Source organism: Paracraurococcus lichenis (genome assembly GCF_030657435.1).
GTDB lineage: Bacteria > Pseudomonadota > Alphaproteobacteria > Acetobacterales > Acetobacteraceae > Paracraurococcus > Paracraurococcus lichenis.
In genome coordinates, this window is the sequence record NZ_JAUTWS010000047.1 from 32972 (window position 1) to 46709 (window position 13738).

A 13738-nucleotide genomic window follows, 5' to 3' on the forward strand; every position below is an offset into this window, starting at 1 on the left:
ATGTCCCGCACCCCGCTTGCCCTGCTGCTCCTCCTCGGCCTCGTCGCCTGCGACGAGGCGAAGCACAGCGTCGCGGAGGGCCAGGGCCCGTCGCCCACCCTGCCGCCGCCGACGAAAAGCTGGATCCCCACCATCAACATCGCCCCCGCCCGCGGCTGGGCGGAGGGCGCGACGCCGGTGCCCGGCCAGGGCCTGCGGGTCGCCGCCTTCGCCGAGGACCTCGAGCACCCGCGCCAGGTCGTCGTCCTGCCGAACGGCGACGTGCTGGTGGCCGAGAGCAATGGCCCGCCGCGGCCGGAGGACGGCAAGGGCATCCGCGGCTGGGTCCAGGGCATGGTGCAGGGCTGGGCCGGCGCCAAGGCGACGAGTGCCAACCGCATCACCCTGCTGCGCGACGCCGACCATGACGGCCGCGCCGAGACCCGCACCGCGCTGGTCCAGGACCTCCGCTCGCCCTACGGCATGGCGCTGGTCGGCGACACGCTCTACGTGGCGAATACCGATGCGCTGCTGCGCTTCCCCTACCGCGAGGGCGAGACCCGCATCACCGCCCCGGGCGAGAAGGTGACGGACCTGCCCGGCGGCCCGCTCAACCACCACTGGACCAAGAACGTCATCGCCAGCCCGGACGGCACGAAGCTCTACGTCGCCGTCGGCTCCAACAGCAATGTCGGCGAGAACGGGCTGGAGGCCGAGCGCGAGCGCGCCGCTGTCTGGGAGGTGGATGCGCGCACCGGCCAGCACCGCATCTTCGCCTCCGGCACCCGCAACCCGGTGGGCCTCGCCTGGGAGCCGGGCACCAAGGTTCTCTGGGTCGCGGTGAACGAGCGCGACGAACTCGGCAGCGACCTGGTGCCGGACTACATGACCGGGCTGAAGGACGGCGCCTTCTACGGCTGGCCCTTCAGCTATTACGGCCAGCACGTGGACAGTCGCGTGCCGCCGAATCCTGGGATGGTGGCGAAGGCCATCCCGCCGGACTATGCGCTCGGGCCGCATACCGCCTCGCTCGGCCTCGCCTTCGCGCCGCAGCAGAGCGGCCTGCCCGCGCCCTACAACGACGGCGCCTTCATCGGCCAGCACGGTTCCTGGAACCGCCGCCCGCCCTCCGGCTACAAGGTGATCTTCGTGCCCTTCCGCGACGGCCGGCCGAACGGCGCGCCGATCGACATCCTCACCGGCTTCCTCGACGCCCAGGGCCAGGCGCAGGGGCGGCCGGTCGGCGTCGCGCCGGACGGGCGCGGCGGGTTGCTGGTCGCCGACGATGTCGGCAACAAGATCTGGCGGGTGACCGCCGGCGGCGGCATCGCGCAGCGCTGACATGGCGCCGTGGCCGGCGGGCGGCGCCGGCCGCTACGTCCTTCTCTACGTCGCGCTCTTCCTCGGCTGGGGCGTGCTGAGCCCCTTCCTCCCCGCGGTGCTGGAAGGGCAGGGGGCGAGCCCGGAGGAGATCGGCCTCATCCTCGGCGGCGGCATCGCGGTGCGGCTGGTGGCGACGCCCCTGGTCGGCGCGGTGGCGGACCGGCGGGCGGCGCCGCGGGCCTGCCTCTTCGCCTGCCTGCTGCTCGCGGCGCTGGCCGCGCTCGGCTACGGCGCCGCGGCGGGCTTCGGCGCGCTGCTGCTGGTCGGGCTGCTGCAGCACGGCGCGACCGGGCCGGTCGGGCCGCTGCCGGATGCGCTGGCCGTGCGGGCCGCTGCCGCCCCGGGCCTGCGTCTCGACTACGGCCTGCTGCGCGGGATCGGCTCCGCCGCCTTCGTCGCCGGCACGGCACTGGCGGGGCAGGCCGTCGCGGCCGCGGCGGACCTCCGCGTGGTGCTCTGGCTGCATGCCGGCTGCTTCCTCCTCGCCGCCCTGGCGACGCTCGCCCTGCCGGTGCCGCCGGCCGCGCCGGCGCCGCGGGCGCGGCGGGGCGCCTTCCGCCCGCTGCTCGCGCTGCCCGCCTTCCGGCTGGTGCTGCTGGCGACCGCCCTCGTCAGCGGCAGCCATGCCGTGGCGACGGGCTATGCGACCATCCGCTGGCGGGAGGCCGGGATCGGGGCGGAGACCATCGGGCTGCTCTGGTCGGTCTCGGTCGCCTCGGAGATCCTGGTCTTCGCCTGGATCGGGCCGCGGCTGCTGGCGCGGCTCGGTCCCGGCGCCCTGATCGGGCTGGCCGCCGCCGCCGGCGTGCTGCGCTGGTCCGTCATGGCGCTGACCGCCGCGGTGCCGGCGATGGTCCTGGCCCAGCCGCTGCACGGGATGACCTTTGCGGCGCAGCACCTGGCCGCCATGGCGGTGATCGGCCGCAGCGTCCCGCCCGCCCTCGCGGCCTCGGCCCAGGCGCTCTATGCGACGCTCGGCGTCGGCCTCGCGGGGGCCGTCGCCACCCTGGCCTCCGGCCTGCTCTATGGCCGCTTCGGTGCCGGCGCCTTCTGGGCCATGGCGCTGCTCTGCCTCGCCGCCCTGCCCGTTGCGCAGGCAATCCGACGCGCCAACGCCGAAACATCACGCCGCCTGCCTGTTTGAAAGGCTGGCCTTGTGCCCTTCGCACATGCAACATGGCGGCATGCCCGACGTCGCGCCCGACCCCCTCGAGGAACTCCTGGCCCGCCTGCGGGAGGCGCGCGACGCCGCCGCGCAGGACCCCTTCGGCGACCCCGTCCTGCTGATCGCGCTGGCCATCAGCCGGCGGATGGATGACGGGCAGCTCGACCTCGACAGCCTCGCCGACATGGTCCAGCGCCTGGCGGATGCCGCGGCGGCCGAGCGGGCGAAGCGGCTGGCCGCCTATGTCGGCCTCGGTACCGCGACGGACCTGCCGGCGCTGGCCGAGCGGCTGGTCCGGCCGGACCCCGAGGACAGCCCGATCCCCTTCGCGCGCTACCGCGCCCTGCTCGAGACGCCGCGCTTTGCCGCCGTCTTCACCGCCCACCCGACCTTCTCCCTGCCGCCCGAGACCGGCACGGCGCTGGCGGAGGCAGCGAGCGGCGCGGCGCTGCCCCCCGGCCTCCTCCACCGGCCGAGCCCGCCGACCCTCGCCGAGGAGTTCCGCCAGGCGGTCGCCGCCATCCAGCGCGGGCGCGACGCGCTGGACGGGCTCGCGGCGGCGCTGCTGACGGCCGCCAAGGGCGTCTGGGGCGACCGCTGGACCACGCTGGTGCCCCGCCCGGTCCTGCTCTCCTCCTGGGTCGGCTACGACACCGACGGCCGCACCGATATCGGCTGGTGGGACACGCTGCGGCTGCGCCTGACCATGAAGCGCCTGCAACTCGAGCGCCTGCATGCCCAGCTCCTCCCCCTCGGCGAGGCCGCGGCGCCCATCGCCGCCCGGGTCGCGGCGGCGATGGAGGCGGTCGCCGCGCAGATCGCGGCGGTGCCGGAGGCGCCGGAGCCCGAGGCGGTCGCGCGGCTGGCCGCCGAGATGCTGGGACGGCGGGAGGCGGCGCTGACCGGCACCGGGCCGCTGCTGGAGATGTTCCCCGCCGCCATCGCCGCCGCGCCGGACGATGCGGCGCGCCTGGCGCTCGCCGTCGCGCGCGGCGGGCTCGCCGCGCATGGCCTCTCGCTCGCCCATACCCATGTCCGGCTGAACGCGGCGCAGGTGCACAATGCCGTCCGCCAGCGGCTCAGCCTCACCACCTCGGCCGATGACATGGCGCAGCGGCGCGGCCTGCTGGCGCAGATCAACACCGCCCTCGGCGAGGTCGCGGCGCAGCCGGTCGATTTCGGCGCGCTGATCGCCGAGCAGGCCTCGGCGGCGCGGCTGATGCTGATCTGCGCCCAGATCGCCAAACATGTGGACGGCAGCGCGCCCATCCGCTTCCTGATCGCCGAGACCGAGACGGGCTATACGCTGCTCGCCGCGCTCTGGCTGGCCAAGCGGTTCGGTGCGGACCAGGCCATCGAGATCTCGCCGCTCTTCGAGACGGCCGAGGCGCTCGACCGCGGCGAGCGGGTGCTGGAGGAGGCGCTGCGCAGCCCCCACTACCGCGACTATGTCCGGCAGCATGGGCGGCTCTGCCTGCAATTCGGCTATTCCGATTCCGGCCGCTATGTCGGCCAGCTCGCCGGGTCCTATCTCGCGGAACGCCTCAAGCTGCGGCTCGTGGAGCTGCTGCGGCGGCACAAGCTCGACGGCATCGAGGTCGTGCTCTTCGACACCCATGGCGAGAGCGTCGGGCGCGGCGGGCATCCGGACAGCCTCGCCGACCGGCTCGCCTATCTCTCCCCGCCGCAGGCCCGCGCCGCGCTCGACCGTGCCGGCCTCAGGCTGCGGGAGGAGACGGCCTTCCAGGGCGGCGACGGCTACCTGCTCTTCGGCACGCCGCAGCTCGCCGCCGCCACCGTCGCCGGCATCGCCGCGCATGCCTTCGCGCCGGTCGGGCCGGTCGACGACCCGGTCTATGCCGAGGCCGACTATGTCGCGGATTTCTTCGCCACGGTCCGGCGGGAGATGCAGGCGCTGGTCGCCGATCCCGGCTATGCCGCGCTGCTTGGCGCCTTCGGCCCCGGCCTGCTGGACCGCACCGGGTCACGCCCGGCGGTGCGACAGTCGGACGGCATGGGCGGGCCGCTGCGCATCAGCCATCCCTCGCAGCTCCGCGCCATCCCGAACAACGCCATCCTGCAGCAGCTCGGCTGGATGGCGAATTCCATCCACGGCCTCGGCCTCGCCGCCTCGGCCAATCCGGATGCCTTCGCCGACCTGCGGGAGCGCTCGCCGCGCTTCAAGCGGGCGCTCGCCATGGCGGCGCGGGCGGTGGCCTGCTCGGATCTCGGCGTGCTGCGGGCGGTCGTCGATACGCTCGATCCCGGCCCCTGGCTCGACCGCGCCGGCTTCACCCGCCGGCCCGGCCGGCGGGAGGAGCTGCTCTCCGTCGCCGGGGCGGTGGAGCGGCTGGACCTGGATGCACCGGTGCGCCGGCTCTTCCGCCGGCTGCAGGCCGATCATCTCGCGCTGCGGCATGCCTGGCCGGACCTGCCGACCATGCCGGACCGCCTCGTGCTGCTGCACGCGCTCCGCCTCGCGCTCATCCACCGGATCTGGCTGCTGGCCGCCGGCCTGCCGGAGTTCAGCCCGCGGCACGGCGCGACGCGGGAGATGCTGGTACTGCGCATCCTGCAACTCGATGTGGAGCCCTCGTTGCGGCTGCTGGAGGAGGTCTTCCCCGCGGCGCCGGGCACGCTGGTGGAGCTCGACTTCCGGGAACCGGCGCCGCAGCGGGAGGGGCTGAGCTATGCCCGCGAGCATGCCGAGATCTTTGCGCCCATGGCGCGGCTCTTCGGCCTGGTGCGCGGCTGCGGCGCGGCGATCACGCATGAGGTCGGCGCCTTCGGCTGAGGCCGGCGGCGCGCCACGCGGGGAGGGGAAGATCCCTCGCCGGAACGTGCGGCCGGCGAGAACCGAAAGCGTTCCGCAGAAGCATATGCCTGGTGTTATTATTCCTCTGCCTGGAAAAGGGAGGAACCGATGGCCTTTCTTCGTGGCACGCCGGGCGACGACAACCTCAGCGGCACGCCGGGTCCCGACATCATCGCGGGCCTGGCCGGAAGCGACCACCTCACCGGTCTCGCCGGCGACGACAGCCTGATCGGCGGCGCCGGGGCGGATGTCCTCTCGGGACTCGCGGGCGATGACCTGCTGATCGGTGGCCCGGGCAATGACGAGCTTCTCGGCGGCTATGGCCGGGACACGCTGCTCGGCGGTCCCGGGGACGACATCCTGGAAGGCAATGTCGGGGCGGACCTGCTGGTCGGCGGAGCCGGGGCCGACCGGTTCTTCTTCGCGCCGACGGTCATCTACGACGAGAGTGCGCGCCTGCAGGTGGCCGATGCCGATACCGGGTTCGGCCCGGGCAAGCGGGATGTCATCCTGGATTTCGTGCAGGGCGAGGACACGATCCTGCTGTCCTACAACACCCGGGACTTCAGCTTCGGGGCGCCGGCCAACCCGGCGCTGCCGGTCTTCCTCGGCACCGCGCCCTTCAGCGGCGAGGATGCCGCCCTGCAGGTGCGCTACGACATCGCCCATGGCCGGACGGTCGTGGAGTTCCTCGGCCCGACCCTGGCCGCGCCGCTGCCGGATGGCGAGACGCGCTTCCACGGCGAGATCGAGCTTGCCGGCGTCCACCACCTGACGAGCCAGGATCTCCTGCTCGCCTGAACGGGGAGGGCGGCCGGGCAAGCCTTTCGCGGCCTGCGCCCGGACGGACGCCGGGCGGGTGCGGCATGCCGGCGCGCCGCACCCGTGCCATGCCTCGGCCGCGCGCCGTCACTCCCGCGACGGCAGCGCCGCGATCACTTGCGCCCCGAGCAGGCAGCCGATCGCCGTCCCCGCCCAGTCCTGCCCCGCCAGCAGGCAGGCGCCCAGCGCCGCCAGGCCGAGCAGCAGCAGCACGCGACTGCCCGCGGCCACGACCAGCCGGTCGAGCCAGAGGCCCATGGTGATGCCGGCCGCGATCCCGGCGAGGTCGAGAGCTGTCATGCGGCGCAGCCTCGCACGCGCCGCTGGCCAGTCTCTTGCCGAAATCACATTTCGGAGAGTGACGCGAGTCCAAGCCGCGCTTCCGCCGCCGCCCGCGCCGGCCGGTCCAGCAGGTCGGCCAGCGTCATCCCGTCCAGCACGCCGAGGAAGGCGGCCATGGCCCGGCCCAGCGCGCCCTGCAGCCGGCAGGCGCCCGCCAGGACGCAGCGCTCCCCGCTGACGTCGCCGCAGGGATCGCCGCCCGGGCTGAAGCAGGCGACCAAAGCAAGGTCGTCCTCCGTCCGCCGCACCACGTCGCCCAGGCGGATCGCCTCCGGCGCCATCGCCAGCACCATCCCGCCGCCCCGCCCACGCCGCGTCTCGATGAAGCCGGCCGCGGCCAGGCGCTGCACCACCTTGTCCAGGTGGTTGGCGGAGATGCGCCAGGCGGTGGCGATCTCCTCGGTCTGCACCCGCGCGCCCGGGCGCAGGGCGAGGTGCATGAGGGTGCGGAAGGCGAGGTCGGTGTGCAGCGTCAGGCGCATGGCTCGATCATAGGGTTTTCCTGGCAGCGGGGCGTCCGGGCTGATAAGTGGTATTGAAGATTCCACATTTGGAGCCCCTCATGCCCCTCAGCGACGCGACCAAGGCAACCGTGAAGGCAACCGTCCCCGCCCTCGAGCAGCACGGGCTGGAGATCACCCGGCGAATGTACGAGCGGATGTTCCGCAACCCGGAGATCCGCGACCTCTTCAACCAGTCCCACCACGGCGAGACCGGCTCCCAGCCGAAGGCGCTGGCGACGGCGGTGCTGGCCTATGCGCGGAACATCGACAACCTCGCCGTCCTCGGCGCCGCGGTGGAGCGGATCGCGCAGAAGCATGCCGGCCTGCTGATCCTGCCGGAGCACTACCCGCATGTGGCGGAGGCGCTGCTGGGCGCGATCGGCGACGTGCTGGGGGAGGCTGCGACGCCGGAGATCCTGGCCGCCTGGGGCGAGGCCTATTGGGCGCTGGCCGAGATCCTGATCGGGCGGGAGGCGCAGATCTACCGCGCGACCGCCGCGGCGCCGGGGGGATGGCAGGGCTGGCGGCGCTTCGTCGTCGCGGAGAGGGTGCGGGAGAGCGACCTCATCACCTCCTTCCGCCTGCGGCCGGAGGATGGCGGCCGGGTCCTGCGCCACAAGCCGGGGCAGTACCTGACCTTCCGCCTCGGCCTGCCGGGCCATACGCTGCTGAAGCGCAACTACAGCATCTCCTCCGCACCGGACGACCGCGGCTACCGCATCAGCGTGAAGCGGGAGCAGGGGGGCGCCGTCTCCAACTGGCTGCACGACCAGGCGGGGCCGGGGACGGTGCTGGAGGCGGCGGCGCCGGCCGGCGAGTTCGTGCTGCCGGAGGCGCCCGAGCGGCCGGTGGTGCTGCTCTCGGGCGGCGTCGGGCTGACGCCGCTGCTCTCCATGCTGGAGGTGATCGCGGCGCGGCATCCAAGCCTCGAGACGCACTGGGCGCATGGCGCGCTGGATGGCGCGACCCAGGCCTTCGGCGAGCGGGTGGCGGCGCTGGCGCAGGCGGCGCCGGGCGTGACCGCGACGACCTTCCACGAGGCGCCGCGGCCGGAGGACCGGGGCCGGGCGGAGCCGGGCCGGATCACGCCGGACTGGCTGCGCGCGCATACGCCGCTGGACCGGGCCGACTACTACCTCTGCGGCCCGAAGCCCTTCCTGCGGGTGCTGGTGGGCGGGCTGGCCGCGGCGGGGGTGCCGGCGCAGCGCATCCACTACGAGTTCTTCGGACCAGCGGACGAGCTGCTGGCGGCCTGACCGGGGCAGGGCGGGGCCGCACCCCGCCCTTGCATCGCCGGATCGGTGGGTGGTATTAGGACTATCGTCGCAGGGACCGCTGCGCCTGCGGGGTGCGGCATCCCGGGACGGGCCGATTTAATTCTAAAATTCTAAAATCCGGCTGCGCCAAACCATTGGAAAACCAATCGGATTCCCGAATGAGGCCGGACCGGACTCAGTCGGCCTTAGCCGCTTTCAGGCGAATTGGGCCGGGTTGAGAGAGGTTTTACGCCGCCGCGGCGGGCCTGCTACACCCCGCCCGACATGACCGACCACGACATCTTCGCCGCGCTGCGCGGCCGGACCATCGCCGCCCTCGCCGAGCTCCTGCCCGAGCTGCCCGGCGAGGCCTTCGCCCGCGTGCTGGTGGAGCCGCCGCGCGACCCGGCGCATGGCGACATGGCGACCAATGGCGCGCTCGTCGTGGCGAAGCTGGCGCGGCAGGCGCCGCCGAAGCTCGCCGCCGCGCTGGCGGAAAAGCTGGCCGCCCTGCCGGAGGTCGAGAGCGCCGCCCCGGCCGGCCCCGGCTTCGTCAACCTGCGGCTCCGCGATTCCTTTGTGCGTGCCCAACTGCCGGTGATCCTGGCGGACGGCGAGCATTACGGCGACGGCCGCACCGGCGGCGGCCGCAGGGTCGATGTCGAATACGTCTCGGCCAACCCGACCGGGCCGATGCATGTCGGCCATTGCCGCGGCGCCGTGGTGGGCGATGCGCTGGCGAACCTCCTCGCCAAGGCCGGCTGGAACGTGACGAAGGAATACTACATCAACGATGCCGGGGCGCAGGTGCAGGCGCTCGGCTACGCCGCCTATTGGCGCTACCTGCAGGCCCTCGGCACCACCATGACCGAGGACCAGTATGCCCAGCTCGTCCCCGGCGGGCTGCAGTACCGGGGCGAGTACCTGATCCCGGTCGGCCAGGCGCTGCGCGAGCGCTTCGGCAATGCGCTCGCCTCGCAGGACCCCGAGCATGGCTTCGGCATGCTCGGCCCCGACCACTGGCTCGACACCGTGCGGGAGTTCACCGTCGAGCGCATGATGGACTCGATCCGCGAGGACCTCGCCGCCCTCGGCGTGGTGCAGGACGTCTTCGTCTCCGAGGCGCAGCTCGTGCGCGAGGGCAAGCTCGAGCAGGCGGAGACGCTGCTCAACGACCGCGGGCTGATCTATCGCGGCGTGCTGGAACCGCCCAAGGGCAAGACGCCGGAGGACTGGGAACCGCGCGAGCAGACCCTGTTCCGTGCCACGGATTTCGGCGACGAGGTCGATAGGCCGCTGCGCAAGTCGGATGGCTCGGGCACCTATTTCGCCAACGACATTGCCAACCACCTGTACAAGATTGAACGCGGCTTCGCCGAGCTCGTGCATGTCTGGGGCGCCGACCATGGCGGCTATGTCAAGCGCATGCAGGCCGCCGTCGCCGCGCTCTCGGGCAACACGGTCCCGCTCGACGTCGTGCTGGCGCAGATCGTCCATGTGGTGAAGGACGGCCAGCCCGTGCGCATGAGCAAGCGCGCCGGCACCTACGTGACCTTGCGCGACCTGATCGACGAAGTCGGGCGCGACGCCGTCCGCTTCACCATGCTGACGCGCAAGGCCGATGCGCAGATGGAATTCGACCTCGACAAGGTCGTCGAGCAATCGCGTGACAACCCGGTCTTCTACGTGCAATACGCGCATGCCCGCATCCGCAGCGTGCTGCGGCAGGGCGGCGACCCGCCGGTGGGCGATCTCGCGCTGGCGCCGCTCGAGGCCCTGACTGACCCGGCGGAGATGGCGCTGATCCGCCGCCTGACCACCTGGCCGCGGGTGGTGGAGGGGGCGGCGCTGGCCCGCGAGCCGCACAGGATAGCCTTTTTTCTCCATGACTTGGCCGGCGACTTTCATGTACTCTGGAACAAGGGCCGCGATGACGCGACCCTGCGATTCATCCGGGCGGATGAGCCGGAGGCGACGCGGGCGAGGCTCGCCCTGGTCGCCGCCACGGGGACGGTCATCCGCTCGGGCCTCGCGGTCATGGGGGTGACGCCCGTCGAGGAGATGCGGTGAGCGATCTTGCAGTTCCCTCCTGGCGTCCGCGCCAGGAAAAGCAGGCGCCGTCCTGGCGGCTGCTCGCGGTGGCCGGCGGGCTGCTGGGGGCGGTGGCGGTGGCGGGCGCGGTGACCTGGGGCCTCTCGCGCATGGGGCCGCGCACGGTCCCGGTGATCGAGCCCGATACGAGGCCGCTGAAGGTGCGCCCGGAGAATCCGGGCGGCCTCATCGTGCCGAACCAGGACCAGCTCGTGCTGGAGCCGCCGGAGAAGCGCCGGGAGCGGGAGCTTCGCCGCGGCCAGGCCCTGCTCGGCACCGGGCCGGAATCGCCGCAGCTCGACCTGCTGCGGCAGCAGACGGCGCCGCCCGCCCCCATCGAGGCCCTGCCGGCACCCGTCCCGGCCGCCGAGCCGGCGCCGCAGCCGCCCGCGCCCCTCGCCGCGCCGCAGCTTCCGCCGCCGGTCGCCGCCGCGCCGGCGACGCCGGCCCCCGTCGCGGCCGTGGCCCCGCGGCCGGTGGCGAACGGCAAGGCGCTGGTCCAGCTCGGCGCCCTGGTCTCCGAGGAGGCGGCGCGCGCCGAATGGGAGCGGCTGTCGAAGCGCGTGCCGGAGCTCGCCGGCTTCCAGCCGAAGGTCACGAAGCTGGAGCGCGAGGGACAGGCGCCGCTGTATCGCCTGCGCACCGGCGGCCTGGCCGACCCGGCCGCCGCCAAGGCCCTGTGCGAGGCGGTGAAAGCCAAGGGCGGAGCCTGCAACCCGGTGGGGGGCTGACCGGGTGGCACGCCCGCGCGCGGCCATCGTCGGCGTCTCCGGCCCGAGGCTGACGGCGGCTGAGGCGGCGCTGTTCCGCGCCGCACCGCCGCTCGGCGCCATCCTCTTCGCCCGCAACATCGTCGATCCCGACCAGCTCCGCGCCCTGACCGCCGAGCTGCGGGAGGCGCTCGGCGCCGATGCGCCGATCCTGGTGGACCAGGAGGGCGGCCAGGTCGCCCGGCTGCGGCCGCCGCTGTGGCCGGCCTTCCCGCCCGCCGCCGGCTTCACCGCCGGGCCGGAGGCGGCGGCGCGCGCCAATGCCGCGCTGCTCGGCCTCGCCTGCGCCGATGTCGGCTTCGACGTGGTCTGCGCGCCGGTGCTGGACCTCAGAATCCCCGGCGCGCACGACATCATCGGCGACCGGTCCTTCGGCGAGGACCCGGCGGAGGTCGCGCGCCTCGGCCGCGCCACCATCGAGGGGCTGCAGGAGGCCGGCTGCATCCCGGTCATCAAGCACATCCCCGGCCATGGCAGGGCGCTGGTGGACAGCCACCTCGACCTGCCGCGGGTCACCGCCGGCAAGGACGACCTCGCGCTCGACTGCGCCCCCTTCGCCGCCCTGGCCGCCGCCGGCGCCTGGGCCATGACGGCGCATATCCTCTACGAGGCGCTGGATGCGGAGCGGCCCGCGACCCTCTCGCCCCTGGTGATCGAGCGGGTGATCCGCGGCGCCATCGGCTTTGCCGGCGTGCTGGTCAGCGACGACCTCTGCATGAAGGCGCTGCGGGGCGACCCGGGCGCCCTGGCGGCCGAGGCGATCGACGCCGGCTGCGACCTGGTGCTGCACTGCAACGGGGTGCTGGAGGAGACCGCCGCGGCGCTTGCCGGCTGCCCCGCGCTGTCGGAGGCCGCCGAGGCGCGGCTCGCCGAGGCCCGCGCGGCCATGCAGGCGATGCGCCGGCCGCTCGACTCCGCGGCGCTCCTCGCGCAGCGCGACGCCTGGCTGGCCGCGGCGTGAGCGACCTCGGCACCTGGTTGCCCGAGCTTGTGGTCGCGGTGCTCGCCTCGGTGCTGGCGATCACCCTGCACGAGGCGGCGCATGGCTATGCCGCGCTCGCCCTCGGCGACGATACCGCGAAGCGGATGGGCCGGCTGAGCCTGAACCCGCTGCGCCATGTGGACCCGGTCGGGACGCTGCTGCTGCCGGGCATCCTGCTGGTCGGGCAGTTGCTCGCCACCGGCCGGGTGCAGTTCATGTTCGGCTGGGCCAAGCCGGTGCCGGTGGACGTCCTGGCGCTGCGCAACCCGCGCCAGGGCATGATGCTGGTCGCGGCCGCCGGCCCGGCGATGAACTTCGCCCTGGCCTGGCTCGCCGCCCTGCTGGTCCACCCGGCGGAGAACTGGGGGATGCTGCTCTCGCCCGACTCGCTGGAGATCGCCTATCGCTTCCTGGCGCTCAGCATCCTGGCGAATCTGGTGCTCGGACTGTTCAACCTGTTGCCCATTCCGCCGCTCGACGGCGGCCGCATCGTCGCCGGGCTGCTGCCCCGGTCGCTGGCGCTGCCCTATATGCGGCTCGAGCGCTGGGGGATCCTGCTGGTCCTCTTCGCGGTGGTGATCCTGCCGCAACTGTCGCCGGGCGCCGATCCGGTGCGCTGGGCGCTCGGCCATGTGCTGCCCTCGGCGCTGGACCTCGTGCTGCGCCTCTCGGGCAACGGGACCGGGCCGTGACCGAGCCCGCCGCCACCCCGAGCCTGCACCTGCGGCTGGAAGGATTCGAGGGTCCGCTCGACCTGCTGCTGGACCTCGCGCGGGCGCAGAAGGTCGATCTGGCGAAGATCTCCATCATCCAGCTCGTCGACCAGTTCCTGGCGGTGCTGGAGCAGGCCCGGAAGGTCCGGCTGGAGCTGGCCGCGGACTGGCTGGTGATGGCCGCCTGGCTCGCCTGGCTGAAGTCCCGCCTGCTGGTGCCTGAGGATCCGCAGCAGGAGGAGGATGCGGAGGCGCTGGCGCTCGCGCTGACGGACCGGATCGCCGAGCTGGCGCGGATGCGCGAGGCTGCGGCCTGGCTCGGCGCCCGGCCGCAGCTCGGCCGCGAGGTCTTCGGCCGCGGCGCGCCGGAATCCCTGAAGGTGGAGGACCGCAGCGGCATCTCGGCCGAACTGCCGGCGCTGCTGCAGGCCTATGCCGCCGCCCGCCGCCGGGCCCTGGCGCGGCGGCCCTATACGCCGAAGCCGCGCAAGCTCTGGACGGTGCAGGACGCGCTGGCGCGGCTCGGCCGGCTGGTCGGGGCGCTGCCGGACTGGGCGGTGCTGCAGCGCTTCCTGCCGGAGGGGCTGGAGGACCCGGTGGAGCGCCGCGCCGCCATCGCCAGCACCCTGGTCGCGGCGCTCGAGACCGCCCGCGGCGGCGCGATCGAGCTGCGGCAGGAGCAGAGCTTCGGCCCGATCCTGGTCCGCCGCCGGGCCGCCGGGGTGGAGGAGGTGCCCGATGCAAGAGCCGCCTGAGCCGGGCGCCGAGGACCTGCCGCCGCCGGCCAACGACCTGCCGGAGGCGGTGACGGTGCAGGCCGAGGCTGGACAGGCTGCGCCGGTCGCGGCAGCGCCCGCCGAAGCCGCCGAAGCCGCCGAAGCCGCCGAAGCCGCCGAAGCCGCCGAAGCCGCCGAAGC

General features: G+C 73.8%; 12 protein-coding genes. 10 read left to right on the top strand and 2 right to left on the bottom strand.

The window, feature by feature from the left end; translation table 11 throughout:
* The 4 genes from Q7A36_RS29055 to Q7A36_RS29070 all read left to right on the top strand — a co-directional run bounded on the left by Q7A36_RS29055 (position 1) and on the right by Q7A36_RS29070 (position 6143).
* Complete coding sequence (locus Q7A36_RS29055; RefSeq protein ID WP_305107281.1) at positions 1-1320, top strand: PQQ-dependent sugar dehydrogenase; 1320 nt, start codon at positions 1-3, stop codon at positions 1318-1320.
* Position 1321: 1 nt separating this feature from the next.
* A complete protein-coding gene (locus Q7A36_RS29060) occupies positions 1322-2506 on the top strand; it encodes an MFS transporter (RefSeq protein WP_305107282.1) in 1185 nt (394 codons plus the stop codon).
* Positions 2507-2546: 40 nt separating this feature from the next.
* A complete protein-coding gene (locus Q7A36_RS29065) occupies positions 2547-5321 on the top strand; it encodes a phosphoenolpyruvate carboxylase (protein WP_305107283.1) in 2775 nt (924 codons plus the stop codon).
* Between the two features lie 129 nt (positions 5322-5450).
* Positions 5451-6143 (top strand): calcium-binding protein, encoded by a 693-nt coding sequence (locus Q7A36_RS29070; protein ID WP_305107284.1) that lies wholly within the window; start codon positions 5451-5453, stop codon positions 6141-6143.
* A gap of 108 nt (positions 6144-6251) precedes the next feature.
* Here Q7A36_RS29070 and Q7A36_RS29075 read toward each other — a convergent pair whose 3' ends face one another.
* Together Q7A36_RS29075 and Q7A36_RS29080 are read right to left on the bottom strand one after the other, a co-directional pair.
* Entirely contained in the window at positions 6252-6464 is a 213-nt protein-coding gene (locus tag Q7A36_RS29075; protein ID WP_305107285.1) for a hypothetical protein, read from the bottom strand.
* A gap of 44 nt (positions 6465-6508) precedes the next feature.
* The gene (locus Q7A36_RS29080) at positions 6509-6988 is read right to left on the bottom strand and encodes an RrF2 family transcriptional regulator (RefSeq protein WP_305107286.1); all 480 of its coding nucleotides are present in this window, start codon (positions 6986-6988) and stop codon (positions 6509-6511) included.
* Between the two features lie 80 nt (positions 6989-7068).
* Between Q7A36_RS29080 and hmpA the strand changes: the two genes are divergently transcribed.
* The 6 genes from hmpA (at position 7069) to Q7A36_RS29110 (ending at position 13576) form a co-directional block, all read left to right on the top strand.
* Positions 7069-8265 carry an NO-inducible flavohemoprotein gene (gene hmpA, locus Q7A36_RS29085; protein ID WP_305107287.1) on the top strand — a complete coding sequence of 399 codons (1197 nt, stop codon included), beginning with the start codon at positions 7069-7071 and terminating at the stop codon, positions 8263-8265.
* Positions 8266-8550: 285 nt separating this feature from the next.
* Entirely contained in the window at positions 8551-10335 is a 1785-nt protein-coding gene (gene argS / locus Q7A36_RS29090; protein ID WP_305107288.1) for an arginine--tRNA ligase, read from the top strand.
* Positions 10332-11087 (top strand): SPOR domain-containing protein, encoded by a 756-nt coding sequence (locus Q7A36_RS29095; protein WP_305107289.1) that lies wholly within the window; start codon positions 10332-10334, stop codon positions 11085-11087. The genes argS and Q7A36_RS29095 overlap by 4 nt, the downstream gene beginning before the upstream one ends.
* A 4-nt stretch (positions 11088-11091) precedes the next feature.
* The gene (nagZ, locus tag Q7A36_RS29100) at positions 11092-12087 is read left to right on the top strand and encodes a beta-N-acetylhexosaminidase (protein WP_305107290.1); all 996 of its coding nucleotides are present in this window, start codon (positions 11092-11094) and stop codon (positions 12085-12087) included.
* A complete protein-coding gene (locus tag Q7A36_RS29105) occupies positions 12084-12800 on the top strand; it encodes a site-2 protease family protein (RefSeq protein WP_305107291.1) in 717 nt (238 codons plus the stop codon). Before nagZ ends, Q7A36_RS29105 begins: the two co-directional genes overlap by 4 nt.
* Positions 12797-13576 carry a segregation and condensation protein A gene (locus Q7A36_RS29110; RefSeq protein WP_305107292.1) on the top strand — a complete coding sequence of 260 codons (780 nt, stop codon included), beginning with the start codon at positions 12797-12799 and terminating at the stop codon, positions 13574-13576. The genes Q7A36_RS29105 and Q7A36_RS29110 overlap by 4 nt, the downstream gene beginning before the upstream one ends.
* The last annotated feature ends 162 nt before the right edge of the window (positions 13577-13738 follow it).

What these genes read in the sequence shown, in the direction of transcription:
- Q7A36_RS29075 (WP_305107285.1), bottom strand. Translation starts at nt 6,464, where the DNA reads ATGACAGCTCTCGACCTCGCCGGGATCGCGGCCGGCATCACCATGGGC.
- Q7A36_RS29060 (WP_305107282.1), top strand. Translation starts at nt 1,322, where the DNA reads ATGGCGCCGTGGCCGGCGGGCGGCGCCGGCCGCTACGTCCTTCTCTAC.
- hmpA (WP_305107287.1), top strand. Translation starts at nt 7,069, where the DNA reads ATGCCCCTCAGCGACGCGACCAAGGCAACCGTGAAGGCAACCGTCCCC.
- Q7A36_RS29055 (WP_305107281.1), top strand. Translation starts at nt 1, where the DNA reads ATGTCCCGCACCCCGCTTGCCCTGCTGCTCCTCCTCGGCCTCGTCGCC.
- Q7A36_RS29080 (WP_305107286.1), bottom strand. Translation starts at nt 6,988, where the DNA reads ATGCGCCTGACGCTGCACACCGACCTCGCCTTCCGCACCCTCATGCAC.
- argS (WP_305107288.1), top strand. Translation starts at nt 8,551, where the DNA reads ATGACCGACCACGACATCTTCGCCGCGCTGCGCGGCCGGACCATCGCC.
- Q7A36_RS29065 (WP_305107283.1), top strand. Translation starts at nt 2,547, where the DNA reads ATGCCCGACGTCGCGCCCGACCCCCTCGAGGAACTCCTGGCCCGCCTG.
- Q7A36_RS29070 (WP_305107284.1), top strand. Translation starts at nt 5,451, where the DNA reads ATGGCCTTTCTTCGTGGCACGCCGGGCGACGACAACCTCAGCGGCACG.